The sequence below is a fragment of the Bradyrhizobium sp. SZCCHNS3052 genome, assembly GCF_032484495.1.
Lineage (GTDB): Bacteria > Pseudomonadota > Alphaproteobacteria > Rhizobiales > Xanthobacteraceae > Bradyrhizobium.
Map to the genome: position 1 here is coordinate 1,079,721 of NZ_JAUETB010000001.1, position 23,406 is coordinate 1,103,126.

The following is a 23,406-nucleotide window of genomic DNA, read 5'->3' on the forward strand; positions in this document are numbered from 1 at the left end:
AAGACAATCCGATTCCGAAACAGGGCGAACCGGTCCGTTCCTAGATAGTATGGGGACGAGCCCCTTGCGAGCCATTGCGCGCGGCCGGATTCCGACGTAACCAGCGGCCAGATTAGGGGTTTTTACCATGACCGAGCGCAAGAACGGGCTCACTTATGCAGATTCGGGCGTCGATATCGATGCCGGAAACCGTCTGGTCGATCTGATCAAGCCCATGGTGCGCGCAACCGCCCGCGCCGGCGCGGATGCCGAGATCGGCGGCTTTGGCGGCCTGTTCGACCTCAAGGCCGCCGGATTCAAGGATCCGGTGCTGGTCGCGGCAACCGACGGCGTCGGCACCAAGGTGAAGATCGCGATCGAGACCGGGCTGCATGGCGGCATCGGCATCGACCTGGTCGCCATGTCTGTCAACGATCTCGTCGTGCAGGGCGCCGAGCCGCTGTTCTTCCTCGACTACTTTGCGTGCGGCAAGCTCGACCCGGAGGCGACGGCGTCGATCGTCGCCGGTGTCGCCGAAGGCTGCCGGGAATCCGGCTGCGCGCTGATCGGCGGTGAGACCGCGGAAATGCCGGGCCTCTACAAGGACGGCGACTACGATCTTGCCGGTTTCGCGGTCGGCGCGGCGGAACGTGGGACGCTGCTGCCGTCTCCCGACATCGCGGCCGGTGACGTGGTGCTGGGACTCGCATCCTCCGGCGTCCACTCCAACGGCTATTCGCTGGTGCGCAAGATCGTCGCCCAGTCCGGCCTCGGCTTCGATGCGCCGGCACCGTTCGCGCCGGTCCTGACTCTCGGCGCGGCGCTGCTGACGCCGACCCGGCTCTATGTGAAGTCGTGCCTTCGCGCCATCCGCGAGACCGGTGCGGTGAAGGGGCTCGCACACATCACGGGCGGCGGCTTCACCGACAACATTCCGCGCGTGCTGCCGAAGCATCTCGGCGTCTCGATTGACCTGACGGGCCTGCCGGTGCTGCCGGTCTTCAAATGGCTGGCGGAGCAGGGTGGCATTGCAGAGCGCGAGCTCTTGCGTACCTTCAATTGCGGGATCGGCATGATCGCGATCGTCAAGGCCGAGGCCGTCGATGCCGTCATCGAGGTGTTCACCGCGAATGGCGAGCACGTCGCACGGCTCGGCGAGGTCGTTGCTGCGACAGGGGACGAGCGGGTGATCTACACCGGCGCCCTCGATCTGGCTCTGTGAGACGGGTGAGCCGATGAAGCGCCGCGTCGCCATCCTGATCTCGGGCCGTGGGTCGAACATGGCCGCGCTGATCCACGCGGCGTCGCAGCCGGATTTTCCGGCCGAGGTCGCCATCGTGATCTCCAACCGAGCCGATGCGGCCGGACTGCAGAAAGCGCAGGAAAGCGGCGTCGCGATCGAAATCATCGAGAGCAAGCCGTTCGGCAAGGACCGCGCAGGGTTCGAAGCCAGACTGCAGCAGGCGCTCGATGCACGCGGCATCGAGATCATCTGCCTGGCCGGATTCATGCGCCTGTTCACGGCGGAGTTCGTGCAGCGCTGGTATGGCAGGATGCTGAACATTCATCCGTCGCTGCTGCCGTCGTTCCCCGGCCTTGATCCGCACGGCCAGGCGCTGCGTGCCGGCGTCAAGCTGTCAGGCGCCACCGTGCATTTCGTCATTCCGGAGACGGATGCTGGTCCGATCGTGATGCAGGGCGCGGTCGTGGTCAGGGACGACGATACGCCGGACACCCTGTCGACGCGCATTCTCGGCGTCGAGCATCGCATCTATCCCGAGGCGCTGAAGCTGCTGGCCAAGGGCCTAGTGCGGCTCGAAGGCGATCTCTGCCGGACGTCGTCCGTGGAGCAGGGCGATCACGCGCTGATCTGGCCCGTCGTCCGGTAGCTGTCGCCGGACGAAAAAAATCCCCGGCGGGGCCGGGGTACATCAAGGCTGACGAAGTCTGATCATCCGCGGCGAGCGAGCGTGACGCGGAGCTCGTGAGTTGGTTTACGAACCCGCGCTGTGGCGCCCTCCGCCGGGACGATGCTCACGAGAGCTTCAGGTTCTCTGCCGACGTCTTGCCGCGGCTCTCCACCAGATCATATTCGATCGTCTGGTTCTCGTTGAGCGTGGTCAGTCCAGCACGCTCCACGGCCGAGATGTGGACGAACACGTCCTTGTCTCCGCCAGCCGGTTTGATGAAGCCATATCCCTTGGTCGGGTTGAACCACTTCACGCTGCCCTTGTAGGTCGGCATCGCTGTCTCCTTCGTCTAGACGAAAAAAAGACGCGGCCACGCTCGCGCGTGCCACGCCACAAACGGGCTTCCCGGGATCTGCTCAATTTCCGAAGTCGCGAAACGCACAGTCGAACGGCCAATCCGATTGTACGGGAGATTGCAACACGATTTTCCGCCGATATCAAGGTTGGCGGACTGATGAGAACGCGTCGCGGCGTCGCGTCGCCGGCTGCTGCTGCAACTGCGTGGCTTGTGGCGCTGGAACCACAAATCCTTGCAGGGCAGCCGCGACATGGCAATCCTCATTGACCGCGATCGGGAACTGCGGGCAGAACATCGCTGCAATATTGAAGCGAATTTGAGCGGGCGGCGAACGGGGCATCGATGCGCGGGGCGTCTCAGGCCAGGCTGGATTGGCGAATGCGCAGCGGTGCATCCGGGGCGATGCTGCTCATCGGCGGGCTCGGTTTGGTCGCCGCTTCTTCGCCGTGCGCCGCGCAGGCCAGCCTGCCGAGCATCGCCGCAAGCCCGACACCAACGCCGAGCCCGCTGCCCAGTCCTGCACCGGGCGCGATCAGTTCCGAACGCTCGGCCGACCGAACCGTGCTCGATCTCGGCGCGAGCTTCCTCGAACGGCTCGGTACCCAGGCCACGCAGGGCGCCACCCGGCTGCAGCGGAGCAATCCCGGCGGCGGCGGCGCGCCGGAGGCTTCGGAACAGCCTCGGTTCCGGACCTGGGGCGAGATGTATGGCGTAACCGTCCGCAGCAATGCGCAAGGCGACTTCGTCGGCGACAAGAGGACGACTTGGGGCGGCGTCGCCGGTATCGGCATGCGTCTCGTGCCGGGTGTGAATGTCGGACTATCCGTCGACCAGAGCCGGACCTGGGTCGATGTGCCGCTGGCGCTGCAAGCGGCGACGCTCGATCTCACACAGTTCGGGTTCAACGCCTCGGTCGACCAGGGACCCTGGACCTGGGCGATCGCGGTCGTCCATGGCTTCGGCGGGATCAGTGCGCGGCGCGACACCAGCCTCGGTACGGCGACGTCGGTCTACGGCGCCCACATCACGGGCGTGCTGAGCGAGCTTGACTACTACTGGAGCATCGGTGAGAGCCGGATCGTTCCGAAGCTTGCGTTCGAATACACGCGCGCCACGACGGCGGCATTCCAGGAAGCGGGCGGGCTCGATCCGCTGTCGGTCAGCGGTACCTCGCTGGAGCGCGCCCGCGTTCTCGTCGGCGCCGAGTTCGGCCGCTACTTCATTGTCGACGGCAAGATCCTCGACGTCTCGGCCTATGGCAAGCTGGTCGACAATTTCAGCCAGAATCTCGGCGCGGTGACCGTCAGCCTCGGTCCGCAGAGCATCACGCTGCAGGGCCTTGGCGAGGGCCGCTACGGCGCCGACGCCGGCGCGGCAGTGTCGCTATCCCTGAATCGAACGGCACGCCTCTATCTCAACTACGATGCGAAGCTTCGCTCGGTGCTGCAATCGCACCAGGGCACGCTCGGCGTCGAGTTCAAATGGTAGCTCCTCATACGGGTTTCGGCGCGACGTAGCCGTTGAAGCCGACGACATCCCGCGCGGGCGCCATCAGAGGCACGAGATTCAGCGGATGGATGAACTCGTCCCGGAAGCAGGCATGGACCTTCGGATCGAAGATGCGCTTCAACCAGTCGATGACGACCTTGTGCCGGTCGGAGTTGCGAAACTCCTTGTGATAGGTCAGCCACAGATCCATGTGGTAGTTGATGCCGAGATCCACAGGAACGAGCGGCGCCCCGAGCGCGACCGCCGAGGTCGGCAGAAAGCCGATACCGGCGCCGCGCTCGACCGCGTAAAGCACGGCAACGCTCGAATTGGTTGAGATGCCGACGATGCCTTCGAGGGACTCCAAGCCGAGGATGCGCGCATAGCCGGTCTCGTCGAGCTGCACGCCGTGCTGCTTGATGATGCGGTGATCCTTGAGCTCCGCCAGTGATGTCGGCAGTCCATGCGCGTCGCGATAGGCTTCCGACACGAAGCCGTAGATGTGCAGACGGCCGAGCTTTGCAACGATCACGTCAGGGTTGGTCGGCCGTTCGAACTGGATCGAGATGTCAGCCTCCAGCCGCGACACGTCGGCCTGCTGCATCGCGCAGCTCAGATCGACGGTGATCCTGCGATAGGTCTTCTGGAAATCGATCAGTCGCGGCAGGATCCAGAAGTTGCCGGGGCCTTCGGTCACGGCGACGCGCACCGACCCCTGAGTGTCGGTCGACAGCGAAGCGCGCCGGAAGATGTTGAAGCTCAGCCGCTCCATCTGCTCGACGTCGAACAGCAACGATCGTCCCTCGTCGCTGAGCGACAGGCCGGATTGATCACGGATGAAGAGCTTGCATCCGAGCTCGTCCTCGAGCCGGTCGATCTTGCGCATCAGGGTTGTGCCGGTCAGTCCGAGAACATCCGCCGCGTTTCGGAAGCTGCGGTGACGCGTACAGAGCAGAAATGCTCTCAAATCCTCCCATGAGGGGTTAAGCGTTTCGTCAGACTTCCTGCGCTGCGTGGATGCAGCACCCCGATGCAAATGTTGCCGCATACACTCCAGCTCCGACAAGTATGATGACGTCATCAAAGCCAAGCTGGAAACATAGATGCAGAACCCTCACCGCGGAAGCACAGAATTCACGCTGCGACATCAGCTCGACGCGCTGCCGCGGACGGATCGGGTCGCGGCTCAGGCGGTCACGCTCGATCGGCTCGGCGAGCTCACGGCGCTCGCACGCCGGGAAATACCGGGCGTTCGTGCCTCAGAACACGAGCTTGCGGAGTTCTTGCGGCACGATCCGGAATCGATCTTCGCGCTCTACCGCGGCAGGAACCTGCTCGGCGGCATCGCCTTCCTCTATCTCAACTGCTCAGGCCTCGATGCGTTGCTCCTGGATGAGTTCAATTTGAATGATCCGCCGCGCAGATTTCTGGCGCGGCCGGACGAAGACGTAGCCGCCATCTATGTCTGGGCGCTCGTCGCGCAAGGGCGAGGAGCGATCGGTCTCGGCAATGTCGCGCAGGCGCTGCAAGGCGCGAGATTTCGCGCAGCCGACTACTATGCGCAACCATCGAGTCCGGAAGGGCGCGCGTTTCTCGGCGCGCTCGGCTTCACGCCGGTGCCGAGCTTTCAGCCCGATCTCTGGTGGTATCAGCGGCCGTGGAACCGGATGCCGGAGATGATCGCGCCTTCGATCCAGTCGATGAAGGGTTTCGAACAAGGGAGCATTGCGGATGCACAGCATTAGTTCGGCCATGGCGGCAAAGACAAATTCCCGCGCGATCACGGTGCGCATCGCGCGCGATCCGAATGACCTCATGCTCGTTACGGCGATCCGCTCGGCGGTCTACCTGACCGAGCAGGATTGTCCCATGGAGGAGGAGTTCGACGGCAACGATCTGGTTGCAGCCCACTTCCTCGGTTTCGTCGGCAAGGAGCCGGCGGGATGCGTACGCGTGCGCTTCTTCGGCGACTTCGCCAAGGTCGAGCGGCTGGCGGTGCGCCATCAGTACCGGCGTTCGCGGCTGTCGTTCAAGCTGGTTCGCGAGGCGCTCGACTATTGCAGGCGAAAGGGCTTCAAGAAGGCTTATGGCCACGCGCAGGATCGTCTCGTCGATTTCTGGGCGCATTTCGGCGCCAAGCCGCTCGGCCATAATCGCAAGCTCACATTCTCCGACTTCTCCTACACGGAGATGGTGCTGGACCTTGAGCCGTGCGACGATGCGATCACGCTCGACAGCGATCCCTACATGATCATTCGTCCGGAAGGCGACTGGGATCGGCCGGGTGTGCTCGATCTCTCGGCCGGCCGGCCGGCATCGTCGCCCTTGCACGACTTCGCCGCAGCGAGACCGTGATGGCGGGCCGAGATCTGTTCGGTGCCACCGAGGCGGATCCGCCTGTTCTCGTCTGCGCCGATCTGCAGTGCGAATATCTCGCCGAGGGACGCAGGCATCTGATCGCCGATGGCGACGTCGTCATGGCGCTGTGCCGGCAGTTGATCGCGCTCTGGCGCGACAACCTGTGGCCGGTCGTCCATCTCAAGCGGATCGCACAGGCAGCCTGGTTCAACCCGGCCTCCAACCTGACGAACTGGCTTCCGGACTTCAAGCCAACCCCGGGGGAGCTCGCGTTCGAGCATCCACTGCCCTCGGCCTATAGCTCGGCCCGGTTCGCCGAGTACATGGCGAACATGCGCAGCATGCGCTGCGTGCTGCTCGGCTTCTCGCTGGACGAGACGATCCTCTCGACGGTGGTGGACGGCTTTCACCGCAGTCACCGCTATCAGGTGATCGGAGACGCCGTCGCCTGCCGGCAGGCCTGCGCCGGCGACGCCGCGTTGTACAAGCTGGTTGTAACCAAGGTGATCGGCAATTTTGCCGGCGTCCTCGACAGCGCCGAGCTTATCGGCGCCGGCGGCCGGCTCGCGGTGTGACCGCGGCGGCTATTGGCGGTATCATCCTGAGGCGAGTCGTTCGGCCAGATCGATAATCATACGGCGATCGGCCGGATCGCTGATCTTGTTGAACGCGACGACGAGGCGAAGGGCCTCGACGACGTGCAGGTCGACCGGATTCTCGCTGAGCAGCCGCAGCAGCCTCTGTTCCGGCGGTTCGCAATCGTCTTTGCTCACGCGGCAGCTCCAGGACCGAGACCACGACATGACCCGAGAGGAAGAGCTCAAAGAGCTGGCGAGCAGCCTCCGGGCAGCCATCGCAAAGGCGCGCCAGCTCAATCTGCCGACCAGCGCCTACATCCTTTCGATGGCTCTGGTTGAGGTGTCCCAGACAATCGAGGCGGAGTTGAGGGGGCAGACCAGCGCCGAATGATGGGCGGCATCATGACCACCCGTGCCGCCTGCTGCAATCAACTTGGCAGACTCGGGAAGACGCAGCCGGCCAGAGCCGCTGCGACGCCGATCAGGCCCGGTCGACCCGGACGACGCGGCCCTTCTCGATGGCGAGTGCGAGCTTGCCGTGCTTCAGCGCGAGCGCGGCCTCGCCGAACAGCTCGCGGCGCCAGCCCTGCAGCGCAGCAACGTCGGCATTGTCATCGGCGGCGATCTGCTCGAGATCGTCGACGGTGGCGATGACCTTGCTCGCCACGGCGTGGCGTTCCGAGGTCATGCGCAGCAGGACCTTGAGCAGCTCGACGATCGCAGCGCCGTTGGAGTTGTTGCGCGGCTTTTCCAGCTTGGGCAAAGCGGCGAGATCGCGCGCCAGACCGCGCTGCACGGCGGCAACGATGTCGGAGCCCCATTTGGAGCGCTCGAAGCCCTTGGGCAGCGAGCGCAGATTGCCGAGCTTCTCGATCGTTGTCGGGGCATGGGTGGCGATGTCGCCGACCGCGTCGTCCTTCATCACGCGGCTGCGCGGCACGTCGCGGCTCTGCGCCTCCTGCTCGCGCCAGGCCGCGACCTCGATCAACACGGCCAATTCCTTCGGCTTGCGGACGCGGGTCTTCAGCCGCTCCCAGGCGCGCTCGGGGTGGAAGTCGTAGGTCTTCGGCGAGGTCAGGATCTCCATCTCCTCGCTGACCCAGTCGCTGCGCCCGCGCTTCTTCAGATCGGCATCGAGCGCGGCGAACACGTCGCGCAGATGGGTGACGTCGGCCTCGGCGTAGTGCGCCTGCTCCTTGGTCAGCGGCCGGCGCGACCAGTCGGTGAAGCGGTGGGTCTTGTCGGGGCGATGGCCGGTGATGCGTTCGACCAGTTGGTCATAGGCGATGCTATCGCCATACCCCAGCACCATCGCGGCGACCTGGGTGTCGAAGATCGGATGCGGCACGATGCCGGCGCGGTGCCAGATGATCTCGATGTCCTGGCGGGCGGCATGAAAGACCTTGAGGACCTTCTCGTTCGCCATCAGCTCGAAGAAGGCTTTGAGATCGATGCCCTCGGCCAGCGCATCGATCACCACGGCCTCGTCCGGGCTCGCCATCTGCACGACGCAGAGCAGGGGATAGTAGGTGGTTTCCCGCAGGAACTCGGTATCGACGGTGACGACCGGGTGGCGGGCGAGGCGGGCGCAGGCGGCTGCGAGGTCCGCGGTGGTGGTGATCAAGTCCATGAACGATCCATGACGAGGCTCTTACGCCGTCGTCCGAAAACGCTGACAAGTCAAGGGTGTCGGCAAAGGGTACGGGACGAATTCGTGTCCGCTTGTCGGCCCAATCCGCCCCGAACGCAAGCACCGCGACGCGAGCTGATCGCTCTATGGTTGATGATAGGGCGCGTCCGGCGCCGGTCAGCGATGCCGGACGCGGCCCGCAGGCCGGCGCGCCGAGGGCACCGCGAGCACGATCAGGCACAAGGCGATCATCGCCAGACCCATGAATTCGAACACCAGCGCGTCCACGTCTCAGGCCTCCCCGACTTGTTGGTTCAACTTGTCGGGGCTGCGTTGATCGTTTCTTAAGGGCCCGGGCGCTGTCAGGGCGATGGTGGACGCGAGGTTAAGACCGCGTGTCAGGTGCCGCAGAAGGTCTGCAACACCTGCTCCTCCGGCTGCGGCGGATCGGCATAATCAGCCCGGTCCGGCTGGTCGTCATAGGGCCGGGCCAGCACCGCATGCAGCTCCTCGAACGGCGCGTAGTCGTCGTTCTCGACCGCTGCCGTGATCACCGCCTCGATGCGGTGGTTGCGCGGGATGAAGGCGGGATTGACCTTGCGCATGGCCGCGCTCCGCTCCGCCGCCGTCTGCGGTTCCTCCGCCAGGCGCTGGCGCCAGCGCTGGGCCCATTCGTCGAAGCCGGTGGGATCCGCGAACAGGACGCGGACCTCGCTGAGATCGCCGCTGCCGGCGGCGTCGCTGAGACGGCGGAACGTCAGCGTGAAATCGGCTCGGGCCGCCGCCATCGCGTCGAACAATGCCTGCGCCAGCGGCTGGTCGCCCTCGCGCTGCGTGGCCAGGCCGAGCTTGCGGCGCAGGCCCGCCTGGTGCGCGTCCGTAAACTGGGTGGCGAAGCCGTCGAGCGCAGCCTCGGCCTCCTTGATCGCCTGGTCCTTGTCGTCGCCGAATAGCGGCAACAGGCACTCGGCAAGCCGGGTCAGGTTCCACATCGCGATGCGCGGCTGGTTCGCGAAGGCGTAGCGGCCGAACTCGTCGATCGAGGAGAACACCTGCTTGGGATCGTAGGCGTCCATGAAGGCGCAGGGGCCGTAGTCGATGGTTTCGCCGGACACCGAGGTATTGTCGGTGTTCATGACGCCATGGATGAAGCCGACCAGCAGCCACTCGGCGATCAGCTTGGCCTGGCGGGCGATCACGGCATCCAGCAGGGCGTGGTAGGGGCGCTCGGTACCGGCGAGATCCGGATAGTGCCGGTGGATGACGTGGTCGGCGAGCCGGCGCACGGCGTCCACGTCCTGGCGCGCGGCGAAATACTGGAACGTGCCGACCCGGATGTGGCTGGTGGCGACACGGGTCAGCACCGCGCCGGGCAGGGCGGTGCCGCGATAGACCTGCTCGCCGGTCACGACCGCAGCGAGCGAGCGCGTCGTCGGAATGCCCAGGGCCGCCATCGCCTCGCTGACGATGTATTCGCGCAAGACCGGCCCCAGCGCCGCGCGGCCATCGCCGCGGCGCGAAAATGGCGTCGGGCCGGAGCCCTTCAGCTGGATGTCGCGGCGGACGCCGTTGCGGTCGACGACCTCGCCGAGCAGGACCGCCCGGCCGTCGCCGAGCTGCGGCACGAAATGCCCGAACTGGTGGCCGGCATAGGCCATCGCGATCGGCTCGGCGCCCTCGGGCACGGTCTTGCCGGCCAGGATCTCGGCGCCCTCCGGCGTCTCCAGCTCGGCCGGGTTCAGCCCCAGCTCCGCGGCGAGAGGCCGGTTCAGCTTGATCAGACGAGGCGCTGCGACCGGGGTCGGCGCCACCCGGGCAAAGAAATTGTCCGGCAGCGTGGCGTAGGAGTTCTGGAAGGGGAAATGCACGGTCATGGCTCCAAGATAGGCGCGGGGCGGCCGCTTTTCGAGCCCAAACGGCCGTCAGGTGAGCGTTTCGGCGCCAGCTCAATTCAGCATCGGCGCCGACGTTGCGGTGAGGCCCAGGGCGGGCGGCCTTTTCCGGCGCGAAGCCGAAAAGGCCCGTTCCTGCGGTTGCCGCGCCGGGGCGGCTCGGCTAAACCCTGCGCGCATTCGGAGCGCGCCCCTGCGGCTGCGCCGATTCCTTCTCCTCACGACGACCATTCAGGACGACCATGCATCGCTACCGGACCCACACCTGCGGCGCGCTCCGCGAGAGCAACATCGGAGAGACGGTCCGGCTGTCCGGCTGGTGCCATCGCATCCGCGACCATGGCGGCGTGCTGTTCGTCGACCTGCGCGACCATTACGGCATCACCCAATGCGTCGTCGATCCGGACTCGCCGGCGTTCAGCCTGGCCGAGAAGCTGCGCTCGGAATGGGTCGTGCGCATGGAGGGCAAGGTGCGCCGCCGCCCGGCCGGCGCCGACAACAAGAGCACCGACAATGACGATCTGCCGACCGGCAAGATCGAGCTGTACGTCTCCGACATCGAGGTGCTCGGCCCCGCGGACGAGCTGCCGCTGCCGGTGTTCGGCGAGCAGGAATACCCGGAGGACATCCGGCTGAAATACCGCTTCCTCGACCTGCGCCGCGAGAAGCTGCACCAGAACATCATGACGCGCGGCGCGATCATCGATTCGATGCGCCGGCGCATGAAGGAGCAGGGCTTCTTCGAATTCCAGACCCCGATCCTGACCGCGTCGTCGCCGGAGGGCGCGCGCGACTTCCTGGTGCCGTCGCGCATCCACCCCGGCAAGTTCTACGCGCTGCCGCAGGCGCCGCAGCAGTACAAGCAGCTGCTGATGATGTCGGGCTTCGACCGCTACTTCCAGATCGCGCCGTGCTTCCGCGACGAGGACCCGCGCGCCGACCGCCTGCCCGGCGAGTTCTACCAGCTCGACGTCGAGATGAGCTTCGTCGAGCAGGAGGACGTGTTCGCGGCGATGGAGCCGGTCATCACCGGCGTGTTCGAGGATTTCGCCAAGGGCAAGCCGGTGACCAAGGGCTGGCCGCGCATCCCGTTCGCCGAGGCGATCCGCAAATACGGCTCCGACAAGCCCGACCTGCGCAACCCGATCGAGATGGCCGACGTCTCCGAGCACTTCCGCGGCTCCGGCTTCAAGGTGTTCGCGCGCATGCTCGAGGACCCCAAGAACCAGGTCTGGGCGATCCCGGCGCCATCCGGCGGCAGCCGCGCGTTCTGCGACCGCATGAACTCGTGGGCGCAGGGCGAGGGCCAGCCCGGCCTCGGCTACATCATGTGGCGCGAGGGCGGCGAGGGCGCAGGTCCCCTGGCGAACAACATCGGTCCGGAGCGCACGGCTGCGATCCGCAGCCAGCTCGGCACCAAGGAGGGCGACGCCGCCTTCTTCGTCGCCGGCGATCCCGACAAGTTCTGGAAGTTCGCAGGCCTCGCCCGCAACAAGGTCGCCGATGAGCTGAACCTGTCCGACAAGGATCAGTTCAAGCTGGCCTGGATCGTCGACTTCCCGATGTACGAGTACAACGAGGACGACAAGAAGGTCGACTTCTCGCACAACCCGTTCTCCATGCCGCAGGGCGGCCTGGAGGCGCTGCAGACGCAGGATCCGCTGACCATCAAGGCGTTCCAGTACGACATCACCTGCAACGGCTACGAGATCGCCTCCGGCGGCATCCGCAACCACAAGCCGGCGGCGATGGTGAAGGCGTTCGAGATCGCAGGTTACGGCGAGCAGGAGGTGGTCGACCGCTTCGGCGGCATGTACCGCGCCTTCCAGTATGGCGCCCCGCCGCATGGCGGCATGGCCGCCGGCGTCGACCGCATCGTGATGCTGCTCTGTGGCACCACGAACCTGCGCGAGATCTCGCTGTTCCCGATGAACCAGCAGGCCATGGACCTGCTGATGGGCGCGCCGTCGGAGGCCAGCACGAAGCAACTCCGCGAGCTGCACATCAGGACCAACTTGCCGAACAAGTAGTTCGGCGGACTGAGGGTGATGCACGAATCTTTGTCATTGCGAGCGCAGCGAAGCAATCCAGGGTGGCACGAGGACTCTGGATTGCTTCGTCGCCTGCGGCTCCTCGCAATGACGATCGTGTGGGGATCGCAGAGCGGTCGTCACGGGTCGCGCATCGTTCACGCGGCCGAACGGCCCGGCAGCATCCGTGTCAGGACGCCGTCGCGGCGGACGACGTGATGAAACAGCGCGGCCGCGACGTGAAGGGCCACCACGATCCACGCGATCCACTTGCCGACGACATGGTGGATTGCGTCGACCGGCGGCTCGAACGCCTCCCAGGTGATCCCCCAGCGCGTCTCGATCCAGCCGAATAGCGCCGTCTCACGGAAGTTCGGCAGCGCGAACGCTCCGAAGTCGGTGGCGGCATCGGTGCCGATATAGCCGGTCAGCGGCATCAGGATCAGCAGCACGTACAATCCCCAATGCGCTGCGTGCGCGAGCCACGCCTCGGCATCTGATGCATGCGGCTGATCGGGCTGAACGTTGACGAGCCGCCACAGCAGGCGAGGCAGGACGGACAGGCCGACGATCATGCCCAGCACCCAATGGACGTTGAGCACGGGCAATGCTTCCGGGGAAGTGTCGTCCATGAACCAGATGACATAGTACACGACGGCATAGGCCGCGATGAAGGCCGCGGCGCCGGTCCAGTGGAAGAGCTTGGCGATCGCACCGAACTCCATCGTCGTATTCTTCCATGGTATCACGAACCTCTTCCCACTGTTATGAGCTGCGATCTGCTGCTATCGCCAAAATCGGCAGCGAGCCAGCGATGGGCCGGCGGGTCAAGACGCTTCTCCCGTCAATTCAGTCTCACCTCGTCGTTATCGGATGCTGAGCTGCGGCATGTCGTCGCCGGTGACTCGAGACTGCGGCGCAAGATGACCCGGCCTTAAAGGCGTCGCTCTGCATTTGATGTTCTCGCGTTAATGCTGGTTAAGACTGCGAACAACTTCATCCGGGTCTCCGGTCGCGTCCAGGCAGCGCCGGACGCATCGGGAGCATCGCGCTGACGTGGTCGAGCGGCCGGCCAGAGCGGTCATCGTGCCCCTACGGCAAACCGTTGATTCTGAGAACTAATCGTTCGTGCCGCTTGTTAGTTCGGCACCTTGCGCGACGCGGCGCGTAACGCGATCGAGCGGTGTGGGCCGCTATGAGTTCCAGGCGGCACCGATCAGTCGAATGGCGGTTGCGGTGTCATGCAACCTGTCCTTAATAGGAAGCCTGTCTGACTCATGTAGTGAACATAGCCAACCAATCACAAGAAGACGGATAGTTCAAAATGACCGTTCGCTGGTGTGCGCTCCTGCTCGGAACTTGCCTCTTCGTCCCTGCCGCCTCTGCTGTCCCCATTTCCCCCGATGTCGTTCGTGATCTCGCCGCCCGCGTCGGACCGGTCGTCGGCCAGGCCGCGACGTGCCGTGAGATCGCCCAGGGGCGCGTCCAGACCATCATCGATCAATTCAGCGAAGTGATCCGCCAGGGCTCTTCGAATGGCGGCGAGCGCGATGGGCTCATCCGCACCTTCAACAGCTATATCGCCGAGGGGCGCGGCCGGGTCGCGTCCTCGCAGGTGAACTGTCAGACCGCAGAGCGCCAGTTGGCAGAGCTTGAGCGGTCACTCAGCCAGCAGCAGTCGGCGGCTCCCTCGCTGTCCTTCGCGCTGGCGCCGTCGACCGCGGCCGCGTCGACGCAGCCCACGGCCAACCTGCCGCCTCCGCTTCCGCACGGCGTCAGCGACACCGAGATCCGGTTCGGCACCGTCATCCCGTTCTCCGGAGTCCGCAAGGAGTCCGCGCGCCAGATGAAACTCGGCATCGAGACCGCGTTCGCCCGCGCCAATGATGCCGGTGGCATCAACGGCCGCAAGCTGCGGCTGATCGCTGCCGACGATGGCTATGATCCGACGCGGACGCTCGGTGCGATGACGCAGCTCTACGAGAAGGACCAGGTGTTCGGCTACATCGGCAACATGGGCACCGCCAACAATGCGGTGGCGATCCCCTATGCGCTGGAGCGTCGTGCGCTGTTCTTTGCGCCGTATAGCGGCTCCGCCGTCGTCCGCCGCGATCCGCCCGACCGCTACGTCTTCAACTATCGGGCGAGCTATGCCGAAGAGACCGCGGCGATCGTGCGCTATCTGATGAAGGTCAAGCGCATTCCGGCGAAGCAGATCGCCGTATTCGCGCAGAACGACGCCTATGGCGACGACGGCGCCAACGGTGTCGCCAAGGCGTTCCGCGCGAACGGCATCACCGATCCGATCATCCGCTATGGTTTCCCGCGCGGCACGCTCGACGTCGACGAGGCCGTCGGCAAGCTGAAGGCGCAGACCAAGCCGCCGATCAAGGCCGTGATCATGATCGCGACCGACCGCGCGGCGGCGAAATTCATCGAGAAGACCCACGAGGCGGTTCCAGGGCTGATCTATGCCAACATCTCGGCGGTCGGATCGTCGTCGCTCGCGGCCGAGCTGAAGCTGCTCGGCTCGAAATACACCAACGGCGTCATCGTCACGCAGGGCGTTCCCTCGGTCGCCGGCTATTCGAGCCTGGTGCTCGACTACAAGACCGCGCTGGAAAAGTACTTCCCCGGCGAAGCGCCGGATTACACCTCGCTCGAAGGCTTCATCTCGGCAAGCATCCTGATCCAGGCCCTGAAGCAGACGACGCCGCTCGAGACCGAGCGGCTGGTCGACACGCTGGAGTCGATGCAGAGCATCGACCTCGGCCTTGGCAGCAAGCTGTCGTTCGGACGCGCTGAGCACCAAGCTTCGCACAAGATCTGGGGCACCGCACTCGACGAGACCGGCACCTACCAGGCGATCGAGCTGGAATGACGGGCGGGGGGAGGCAGCCGAACTTGTCGTCCCCCCGTCAACGCCGCAGTGCAAACAACGTCCCCCGGCCGGCTTGCGGGCGGCCGGGCGACACGGATCCGACCTCGAGATCATGCCGGAACTGTTCGACGGATGCTTCATTGACTTGCAGGCGCAACAACCGTGAGCGACCGCAATGTCCATGCGAACACAGATTTCGGCGATGGTCTTCATGATGGTTCAGGCCGTGCTGTTCGGTGCGGGAGTTCTGACGATTCTTCTCACGCCGCTCAGCAATCACGCGATGCTCGCAATGCCGGTCATGATTGCCCTGAGCGTGGTGCTGTCAGCCATTGTCTCGTGGCAGATCGCACCGCGGCTGCGTGCGCGATATTGGCGCCGGCGTGGAATCAACCACGACCTGATCTCGGGCTGACGCCAGAGAGCGGCCCGCGGCCGCCCCGGCCCAGCTCGCTTCTGCGTCCGGCTGTCATCTGTGCGGCGCAGCACCAAAACAGGCGATGTCGTTTGAACCAACGCTGACCCGCGCGGTTAGACAGCATTCCCTTGGAGGATGAACCATGCGCGTTCCAGCAGCAGCGACCGTCGTGTTACTATCCTCTTGTCTCCTCTCCGCAGGCGCGTGGGCCCAGCAGGCCGACAGCACGCCGGGAACCAGCCAGACCCAGGCCGTTCCCGTGCAGCCGGAACGCACGCCCCAGCAGTCGGACCAGGCCCGTGAACGCGAGCGCCAGAGGGCCGAAGACACGCGGGTGAACCGCGACTGGACGACACAACAGCGCGATGACGACCGCATGGGCATGGATCGCATGGACATGGATCGGATGCGCCAGCACCGCATGGGCCGCATGATGGACCAGGACATGGACCATCGCACCACGGGTCGAAACGCGCGAATGCAACGCGATGATGACGATATGGATCGTCGCGCGCGCAGTTTCGATGGCGAACGGCCCTACCGGCGCGTCAAGATCTGCTACGAATACGAAAATGGCGACGAGTTCTGCCGCTATCGCGACTAGCTCAGCGGGGGTGGTCGCAAAGCAGCATCGGCTCGTGTGCGCCGGCATGGCGCTGCCGGCACGCCGCGCAAATGTGCGTATGAACGTGACGACTTGGCGCCAGTCTGGTCGTCAGCTCGTGCGCCGCGCCAACAACAGCGCGCCGCCAAGGCTGCACATGACGGCGCCAGACGCCTGCCGCATCCGCGTCACGAGGCTTGGCCGCTGGGCGAGACGATGCCGCGCCTTGGCGGCCCAGAACGTCACGACCAGGTCGACGCTGGTGTTGAGCGTCACCGAGATCAGCCCAAGCACGACGAACTGCGCGGCGACGTCGCCGGCGGGATCGACGAATTGCGGGATGAAGGCGAGGAAGAACGCCGCCGTCTTCGGATTGAGCGCCTCGACGATGATGCCCTCGCGAAACGCGCGCCGGCTGCCTGTCGTCGTCACCTCGGCCGGCTGGGCGACCCGGGCCTCCCGCCACGTCTTCATGCCGAGCCAGATCAGATAGAACGCGCCCGCGATCTTCAGCACCGTGAACGCCTCCGCGCTCGCCATCACCAGCGCCGACAGGCCGACCGCACCGGCGACGACGTGAACCAGGCCGCCGAGCCCAAGCCCCACGCTGGACGCCAGTCCCTCGCTTCGCCCGCCGGCCAACGTGCGCGCCACGATGTAGAAGATACCGGGGCCGGGCGTGAGCGCGACGACGAGGGCGGCGGAGAGGAATAGAAGGAAGGTGGGGAGGTCGGGCATCGGATTTCTTTGTTGGGTGAGGAGATGTGTAGGGCAATCCTTCGGACGTGGCAAAGCGGACTCAGACAGGGGGCGGCGTTTTTCGAGAGACGGCTGTAGGGGCCTGCCTCCGCTGTCGTCCTGTGCAAGCCGTGCCGTGCGACAGCGCGGTGCGGCGCCGACCCAGGACCCATCACCTCAGCGGGTTTGTGAGGAAAGGTTTGAGCGACGTGTGCGCGCCCTCCAACCAAATCCCGTGAGTATGGAGCCCGTTTGGTGCAAGCCCGGCCGGGTTCGCCTGGACGACAGCATTGGGGAAGAACAAGTTCGCATGTCCAGCAATCAATCTACTCCTGACAGATATCTGTTGCCGGGAACGGCGGTCCGTTATGATGGTGTCGAGGATGGTGTCCCGGAATATGGCGTCGTCGTGCACTGTTGGCTGGAGGAAGAGATCGGCGGCTACGATTGTTATGTTGCGTTCTTTGGATCACGGCATCCGGCGGGGAGGCCGGCCCATAAGCCCTACATCTTGCGATGCGCGTCGACATCTCTCACGGTTCTCACATGATCGCAGTAGCTACGTTGCACTCTGCCCGACAGGCAATCCCAGCAACTCCGCCATGCGCTAATTGCCCGTCGTGTTAGTTTGCCGCAGCTTTGCCCCTTGTACCGTCGGGCAAATCACCTTCACATTTCCGGCCATCCCGCCTCGATGAAGAGGGACGGTTCGCGGTCGTCACGAGGCGTGAGGCGGGGAGGCGGTGGCTGCACCGTGTTCGCAACGTGCTGATAGTGCGCGTCGACGAACGGCACGGTGCAGACGGTCAAGTCGCGTGGTCCTGACACCCCGATGCTGGTGTCAAGTTCGCGTCGATGCCTTCGGGCATCGCGCGGATGACGGGGGCAAACAAGCCGGTCCCCGAGGAGAGCGCGAAGCAGCCGAAAAGCCCATCGCGCAGGGAATGCCGGATGATCGGCAGCACCTGTGGTACCTGCCGCCTGCATTTTTTCCGCAGGCGGGCCATGGGTTGCGGCCAGCACCCGGCATTCCCTGCGCCCTCTTCGGATGAGAGGGCCGAACGACCGGACAAACTCGGGCGATCGCGCCGCGGGATTGAGGACGCGCGTCTTGGGGTGAAGGGGACTTGCCGTGTTCATCGATGGCGTAGCGCGAGTCCCAGTGCGCAGCATCGGCGGTTACGAGCACGCTCCCTCAGCGAGTCATTCCGGGTGCGCGCAGCGCGAGCCCGGAATCCATAACCACGACCGTGCGAGAAGGATCGAGATGCCTGCACCGTCGACTCCTTCGCCAATCATTGTCGGGAGTATGGATTCCGGGCTCGCGCTGTGCGCGCCCCGGAATGACGGAGGAGAGGAGGGCGGACTCTCTTCTCTCTCTCTCTCTCTCTAGATCAGGAAAGACATCACGGCGTGGTCTGGGCCTCGATCTTGAATTGCGCCAGCGCGCTTGGTGGGTCGATGGCGATGAGCTGGGCGAGCTGCAGGGCCGGGACCTTGGCGCGCGGCGAGAGCTTCAGCGTGAGGGTCTGGCGCGGGGTCTGGACGAAACGGCCGATGGCGTCGACCGCACCGGCGACATCGATGTTGTCGGCCGCGACCTGGGCGCCGATCGCCTTGATGCTATCGACCAGCGCCTTGCGCGCGGCATCGCGCGTGATCGCATGACCGCGCGCGTAGTTGGCGACGAGCAGGTCGACCGCGCCGAGATCGTGCAAGGTCAATTCCAGTCCGCTGGCTTCGATCTGCGCCGCCGCGGTGGTCGCCTGCTGCAGGTCGATGGTGAAGACGTCGCGCGGCACCTGCGACAGCGAGACATTGGCGGAGGCCGCGATGAGGTTGCTGACCTCGAGCTTGAACGGCTGGAGCGCGAACGCGCCCGAGCTCTCGGTCCAGCCGAGGCCGAGATCGGCGTCGAACGCGGCGGTGTCGATGCCGGCGATGAGGAGCGGCAGCAAGGCCGGATTGGACGCATCCAGCGGACCGGCCATCTTGGCCACCAGGTGCGCCTGGGTCGGGATGGGACCGACGAACTGGCCCCAGTCGAGGCTGAAATTGTCGATCTGGACCGGCTTGGTGCTCGCCTTGTAGGAGGTCGTCAGCCCCTTCAGCTCGATGCCGCCGATCAGCTTGAACAGCGCCATGGCTTCGGCCGCACCGGGCTTGGCCCCGGGGACGGCGAATTTGGCGGTGTGGCGCAGCAGGCCGCCCATGTCGAAGCGCTTGACCGCGAAGCGGCCGAGCTTGACGGGGCCGTTCGGGGTCCGTCCGTCGAAGCCCTCGAACGCGACGTCGCCCTTGCCGTCGTCGAGGTCGAACCGCGTCAGCGCGACCTTGACCGGGCCGTCGGGCGTCTCGACCGCCAGGCCTTTGACCTCGACGTTCTTGAACAGGACGCCATCATAGATGCTGGCGACCTTGTCGATGAGGTCGGGCGTCATGGCGCTCGTTCGCGGCGAGGTCGGCGTCAGGGCGGCGACCAGCGCCGGAAGCTGGATGCGCGACGGCCGCACGCCGAACTCGTCCATCGTCAGGCTGTCGATGTGGATGCGCATGCCGAGATCGGACGTGATCTCGTAGAGGCCCATCCCGGCGGAGCCGCTCAGGCGAATGGCACGATCGTCCTTGGTGGACTCGGCCGCGAACAGGCCGGCGATGGCGTTGACGTCGATGTCCTTGGTCACGATGTCGAGCATGCGGCCGCGCACCGTCTCGACCTTGCCGTTCGGCGGTTGCGCCGCCGTGCTGAAGGTGACCTCCTGGATCTTGTAGTTGCCGATTCGACCGTCCTTGATGTCGTCCACCACCAGCCCGGAATAGCCGAACTCGGTCGGCCCGACCGAGGGGCCGCCTTCCATGGTGCCGGTGACCCGCGGCACCGTGGCCGAGGTGGCGCTGATGGTGGCGAGCTGTTGGGCGAGGGCGCGGGCGGTCTCGAGCGCACCCGCACCGGCCGGGATCGCGGCGAGCCGCGCGGGGCCGGCGTAATCCCTCACCACCAGTTGCGGCAGCTTGTAGTTCAGGCGGAGCGGCGAGGGGCCGGCGATCTGGCCGGCCATGGCGATGTCGCTGATCTCGATGCTGGCGGCCGTGACATGCTCGGAATCATGCTGGCTCAGCCCGGTCGCGGTGATGGTGCCGAACGTGACGCTGGCCGGCGGCTGCGTGGCCGACTCGAGCTTGACATCGGCGATTGTCAACTTGCGGCTCCACAGGTCGAACGCGACCTTGCCATGGGTTGCCGTGGCGCCGCTCTGTCGGATCTGGGCAAAGCTTGCCTCGACCTCGCGCTCGGCGCGGCCCTGGGCGTACCAGGGCACGCCGACGAAGGCGGCGACGGCCAGCGCGACGGCCGTGACAATTCCGATCAGGATACGGGTCATTTGATGTGCTCCGCCCAAGGCTTAGGCAGCAAGTGGTGATGGTCTCAATGAAATCGATGGAGTAGGGATGTGCTTCTGCGAACTGGGGAATCGCTGGCCCGGGATGCCGGCGAGCATGGTTTCGGATGTTGCATGAAAGCCGCCCAACGTGCATCACATGCGCTTCCACCGGCCGGAAAAACCGACGTCTGACCGAGACTCAAGAGACCAAAAATCCGGGTCGGAAACGCTGGAGCACGTATGTCGTCGTCCTATTCTGAAGATCTTCGTTCCGCAGCCCTGGCCTATCACCGCCTGCCGCGGCCCGGCAAGCTGGAGATCCAGGCCACCAAGCCGCTCGCCAACCAGCGCGACCTGGCGCTGGCCTATTCTCCCGGCGTTGCCGCTGCGTGCACCGAGATCGCCGGCAACCCGGCCGAGGCCGCCTCACTGACCGCGCGGGCCAACCTGGTGGCCGTCGTCTCCAACGGGACCGCCGTGCTCGGGCTCGGCAATATTGGCCCGCTGGCCTCCAAGCCGGTGATGGAGGGCAAGGCGGTCCTGTTCAAGAAATTCGCCGGGATCGACGTGTTCGACATCGAGATTGCGGCCGACACGATCGACCGGGTGGTCGAGACGGTCGCGGCGCTGGAGCCGACCTTCGGCGGCATCAACCTCGAGGACATCAAGGGACCGGAATGCTTCGAGATCGAGGCGCGGCTCAAGGAGCGCATGAAGATCCCGGTCTTCCATGACGACCAGCACGGCACCGCGATCATCGTCGGCGCCGCGATCAAGAATGCGCTGTCCCTGGCGGGCAAGCAGCTCTCCGAGGTCAAGATCGTGACCTCCGGCGCGGGCGCCGCTGCCATCGCCTGCCTCAACCTGCTGGTGTCGATGGGCGCGCAGTGCAAGAACATCTGGGTCTGCGACATCGACGGTGTCGTCCATGAGGGCCGCAACACGCTGATGGATCCCTGGAAGGCGGTCTATGCGCAGAAGACCGACAAGCGGACCCTGGCCGAGGTGATCGGCGGCGCGGACATCTTCCTCGGGCTGTCCGCCGGCGGCGTGCTGAAGCCGGAGCTGCTCAAGCAGATGGCCGAGAAGCCGCTGATCATGGCGCTCGCCAATCCCAACCCCGAGATCATGCCGGAGGAGGCGCGCGCGGCACGGCCGGACGCGATGATCTGCACGGGGCGTTCGGACTTCCCGAACCAAGTCAACAACGTGCTCTGCTTCCCGTTCATCTTCCGCGGCGCGCTCGACGTCGGCGCCACCGCGATCAACGAGGCGATGAAGCAGGCCGCGGTCGATGCGATCGCGCAGCTCGCCCAGGACCCGCCGTCGGACGCGGTGTCCCGCGGCTTCGATACCGGCGAGACCCAGGGCTTTGGTCCGGGCTCGTTGATCCCCTCGCCATTCGATCCGCGCCTGATCCTGCGCATTGCGCCGGCGGTGGCGAGGGCGGCGATGGAGTCCGGCGTCGCCACGCGGCCGATCACCAATTTCGACGAGTACACTGCGCTGCTGGAGCGTTTCGCGTTCCGCTCCGGCCTGGTGATGAAGCCGGTGTTCGCCAAGGCAAAGACGCAGCCGGTCCGCGTGATCTATGCCGAGGGCGAGGACGAGCGCGTGTTGCGCGCCACCCAGGTGGTACTGGAGGAGAAGCTGGCGAGGCCGATCCTGGTCGGCCGTCCTTCCGTGGTCGAGGCCCGCATCAAGCGCTTCGGCCTGTCGATCAAGGCCGGGCGTGATTTCGACCTGATCAACCCCGAGGACGATCCGCGCTACCGCTCCTATGTGCAGAGCTATATCGAGGTCGCGGGACGGCGCGGCGTGACGCCGGATGCGGCGCGCACGGTGGTGCGCACGAATGCCACCGTGATTGCGGCGCTCGCTGTCGTCAGGGGCGAGGCGGATGCGATGATCTGCGGCGTCGAGGGACGCTATATGAGCCATCTGCGCCACGTCCGTGAGATCATCGGCTTCATGCCGGGGGTCAGCGACTACGCGGCGCTGGCGCTCACCATCACCAGCAAGGGCGCCTATTTCATCGGCGACACCCAGGTGCGGCCGGATCCCACCGCCGAGGAACTCGCAGAGATGGCCTCGCTGGCGGCCAACCACGTCACGCGTTTCAACATCAAGCCGAAGATCGCCTTCGTCTCGCACTCGGATTTCGGCGGCTACGACACGGATTCGTCGCGCAAGATGCGGCAGGCGACGGCATTGCTGAAGCAGCATCGTCCCGACCTCGAGGCCGACGGCGAGATGCAGGGCGACACCGCGCTGTCGGCGACCGCGCGCAAGGCGATTTTGCCGCATTCGGATCTCGAAGGCTCGGCCAACGTCCTGATCATGCCGAATCTCGACGCCGCCAACGTCGCCTATCAGATGATCAAGGTGCTGGCGGATGCGGTGCCGGTGGGGCCGATCCTGATCGGTCCGGCGCGGCCGGCGCATATCCTGACGCCGTCGGTGACGGCGCGCGGCATTCTCAACATGACAGCGGTGGCCGCGGTCGAAGCCCAGGAACGGGCGGGGAGGGCGCAGCCGACGCTGTTCGCGTGACGCTGCTGGCGTGATCGAAGTGTGGCGGAATTCGTCCGGTTTCGGTCGTATTCCGCCCGCCTTTATTGTTGAAAAGCGTTCGCGACGTCACATATCCGGCCCGGTGGGCCGGCGACACATCGTTTGAAGTTGATCCGTGAGGGCGAGAATGCCGGGTTTCATTACATTCGGGCGCGTTCTGTTCGCCGTGATCTTCATCTACACGGGCGCGACCAAGCTGTTCGGCATTCCCGCCACCGCCGATCTCATCGCCGCCAAGGTCACGATTCCCACGATGCTCGCGCCCTATGCGGCGCAGCTCGAGGCCGCTGCCAAGATGCCGATGCCGCAGATCCTGGCGATCGCGGCCGGCGCGTTCGAGGTGCTCGCCGGCGTGATGATCGCGCTCAACCTTCTCGGGCGTTTCTTCGCAGCTCTGATGATCGTGTTCGTCGGCGCGACCATCTTCTACTTCCATGACTTCTGGAACCAGGCCCCGCCCGACAACGCCAAGACCCTGATCGACGCGCTGAAGAACCTGTCGATCATCGGCGCGCTGTTCATGATCTTCGGCTATGGCAAGGGTCCGAGGGCACCGGATCAGAGCGCGTATGGAGACATCTAGAG

Annotated in this window: 21 protein-coding genes; 13 read left to right on the forward strand and 8 right to left on the reverse strand. The window is 65.4% G+C overall.

Features of this window, described 5'->3' with window-relative positions; genetic code table 11:
* Positions 1-127: 127 nt before the first annotated feature.
* Both purM and purN read left to right on the forward strand, forming a co-directional pair.
* Positions 128-1,201, forward strand: a complete 1,074-nt coding sequence (purM, locus tag QX073_RS04910) for a phosphoribosylformylglycinamidine cyclo-ligase (protein ID WP_315712369.1) — start codon at positions 128-130, stop codon at positions 1,199-1,201.
* 13 nt (positions 1,202-1,214) lie between these two features.
* Entirely contained in the window at positions 1,215-1,868 is a 654-nt protein-coding gene (purN, locus tag QX073_RS04915; protein WP_315712367.1) for a phosphoribosylglycinamide formyltransferase, read from the forward strand.
* Between the two features lie 145 nt (positions 1,869-2,013).
* Here purN and QX073_RS04920 read toward each other — a convergent pair whose 3' ends face one another.
* Positions 2,014-2,223, reverse strand: coding sequence for a cold-shock protein (locus tag QX073_RS04920; RefSeq protein ID WP_315712366.1), 210 nt, complete (start codon positions 2,221-2,223; stop codon positions 2,014-2,016).
* 366 nt (positions 2,224-2,589) lie between these two features.
* On the opposite strand from QX073_RS04920, the gene QX073_RS04925 reads away from it, so the two are divergent.
* Positions 2,590-3,735, forward strand: a complete 1,146-nt coding sequence (locus QX073_RS04925; protein WP_410052182.1) for an autotransporter outer membrane beta-barrel domain-containing protein — start codon at positions 2,590-2,592, stop codon at positions 3,733-3,735.
* 4 nt (positions 3,736-3,739) lie between these two features.
* On the opposite strand, the gene QX073_RS04930 is transcribed toward QX073_RS04925, so the two are convergent.
* The gene (locus QX073_RS04930; RefSeq protein WP_316191215.1) at positions 3,740-4,783 is read right to left on the reverse strand and encodes a LysR family transcriptional regulator; all 1,044 of its coding nucleotides are present in this window, start codon (positions 4,781-4,783) and stop codon (positions 3,740-3,742) included.
* 55 nt (positions 4,784-4,838) lie between these two features.
* On the opposite strand from QX073_RS04930, the gene QX073_RS04935 reads away from it, so the two are divergent.
* The 3 genes from QX073_RS04935 to QX073_RS04945 are packed head-to-tail and all read left to right on the forward strand — an operon-like array spanning position 4,839 to position 6,668.
* On the forward strand, positions 4,839-5,480 hold the full coding sequence (locus QX073_RS04935; protein ID WP_316191216.1) for a hypothetical protein: 642 nt from the start codon (positions 4,839-4,841) through the stop codon (positions 5,478-5,480).
* Positions 5,467-6,090: a GNAT family N-acetyltransferase gene (locus QX073_RS04940; protein ID WP_316225399.1), complete on the forward strand. Its 624-nt coding sequence runs from the start codon at positions 5,467-5,469 to the stop codon at positions 6,088-6,090. The genes QX073_RS04935 and QX073_RS04940 overlap by 14 nt, the downstream gene beginning before the upstream one ends.
* Positions 6,090-6,668, forward strand: a complete 579-nt coding sequence (locus QX073_RS04945; RefSeq protein WP_316225400.1) for an isochorismatase family protein — start codon at positions 6,090-6,092, stop codon at positions 6,666-6,668. The genes QX073_RS04940 and QX073_RS04945 overlap by 1 nt, the downstream gene beginning before the upstream one ends.
* A 21-nt stretch (positions 6,669-6,689) precedes the next feature.
* Here the strand turns inward: QX073_RS04945 and QX073_RS04950 are convergent, their stop codons facing one another.
* Positions 6,690-6,866 carry a hypothetical protein gene (locus tag QX073_RS04950; protein ID WP_315712358.1) on the reverse strand — a complete coding sequence of 59 codons (177 nt, stop codon included), beginning with the start codon at positions 6,864-6,866 and terminating at the stop codon, positions 6,690-6,692.
* 28 nt (positions 6,867-6,894) lie between these two features.
* Between QX073_RS04950 and QX073_RS04955 the strand changes: the two genes are divergently transcribed.
* Positions 6,895-7,062 carry a hypothetical protein gene (locus tag QX073_RS04955; protein ID WP_315712357.1) on the forward strand — a complete coding sequence of 56 codons (168 nt, stop codon included), beginning with the start codon at positions 6,895-6,897 and terminating at the stop codon, positions 7,060-7,062.
* Positions 7,063-7,152: 90 nt separating this feature from the next.
* Here QX073_RS04955 and rnd read toward each other — a convergent pair whose 3' ends face one another.
* Both rnd and QX073_RS04965 read right to left on the reverse strand, forming a co-directional pair.
* Complete coding sequence (rnd, locus tag QX073_RS04960; protein WP_315749976.1) at positions 7,153-8,301, reverse strand: ribonuclease D; 1,149 nt, start codon at positions 8,299-8,301, stop codon at positions 7,153-7,155.
* A 398-nt stretch (positions 8,302-8,699) separates the two neighbouring features.
* Positions 8,700-10,175 (reverse strand): protein adenylyltransferase SelO, encoded by a 1,476-nt coding sequence (locus QX073_RS04965; RefSeq protein ID WP_316225401.1) that lies wholly within the window; start codon positions 10,173-10,175, stop codon positions 8,700-8,702.
* 260 nt (positions 10,176-10,435) lie between these two features.
* Between QX073_RS04965 and aspS the strand changes: the two genes are divergently transcribed.
* Positions 10,436-12,223, forward strand: a complete 1,788-nt coding sequence (gene aspS / locus QX073_RS04970; RefSeq protein WP_315712352.1) for an aspartate--tRNA ligase — start codon at positions 10,436-10,438, stop codon at positions 12,221-12,223.
* A gap of 158 nt (positions 12,224-12,381) precedes the next feature.
* Here the strand turns inward: aspS and QX073_RS04975 are convergent, their stop codons facing one another.
* The gene (locus tag QX073_RS04975) at positions 12,382-12,972 is read right to left on the reverse strand and encodes a cytochrome b (RefSeq protein WP_316225402.1); all 591 of its coding nucleotides are present in this window, start codon (positions 12,970-12,972) and stop codon (positions 12,382-12,384) included.
* A gap of 575 nt (positions 12,973-13,547) precedes the next feature.
* Between QX073_RS04975 and QX073_RS04980 the strand changes: the two genes are divergently transcribed.
* The 3 genes from QX073_RS04980 (at position 13,548) to QX073_RS04990 (ending at position 16,126) form a co-directional block, all read left to right on the forward strand.
* The gene (locus tag QX073_RS04980; RefSeq protein WP_315712350.1) at positions 13,548-15,104 is read left to right on the forward strand and encodes an ABC transporter substrate-binding protein; all 1,557 of its coding nucleotides are present in this window, start codon (positions 13,548-13,550) and stop codon (positions 15,102-15,104) included.
* Between the two features lie 202 nt (positions 15,105-15,306).
* On the forward strand, positions 15,307-15,519 hold the full coding sequence (locus tag QX073_RS04985; RefSeq protein WP_315712348.1) for a hypothetical protein: 213 nt from the start codon (positions 15,307-15,309) through the stop codon (positions 15,517-15,519).
* A 145-nt stretch (positions 15,520-15,664) separates the two neighbouring features.
* Positions 15,665-16,126, forward strand: coding sequence for a hypothetical protein (locus QX073_RS04990; RefSeq protein ID WP_316225403.1), 462 nt, complete (start codon positions 15,665-15,667; stop codon positions 16,124-16,126).
* A 111-nt stretch (positions 16,127-16,237) separates the two neighbouring features.
* Here QX073_RS04990 and QX073_RS04995 read toward each other — a convergent pair whose 3' ends face one another.
* A complete protein-coding gene (locus QX073_RS04995; protein ID WP_316225404.1) occupies positions 16,238-16,864 on the reverse strand; it encodes a LysE family translocator in 627 nt (208 codons plus the stop codon).
* Positions 16,865-18,270: 1,406 nt separating this feature from the next.
* Complete coding sequence (locus QX073_RS05000; protein WP_316225405.1) at positions 18,271-20,247, reverse strand: hypothetical protein; 1,977 nt, start codon at positions 20,245-20,247, stop codon at positions 18,271-18,273.
* A 240-nt stretch (positions 20,248-20,487) separates the two neighbouring features.
* On the opposite strand from QX073_RS05000, the gene QX073_RS05005 reads away from it, so the two are divergent.
* Together QX073_RS05005 and QX073_RS05010 are read left to right on the forward strand one after the other, a co-directional pair.
* Positions 20,488-22,800, forward strand: coding sequence for an NADP-dependent malic enzyme (locus QX073_RS05005; protein WP_316184896.1), 2,313 nt, complete (start codon positions 20,488-20,490; stop codon positions 22,798-22,800).
* A gap of 148 nt (positions 22,801-22,948) precedes the next feature.
* The gene (locus QX073_RS05010; protein WP_316225406.1) at positions 22,949-23,404 is read left to right on the forward strand and encodes a DoxX family protein; all 456 of its coding nucleotides are present in this window, start codon (positions 22,949-22,951) and stop codon (positions 23,402-23,404) included.
* Positions 23,405-23,406 lie beyond the last annotated feature (2 nt).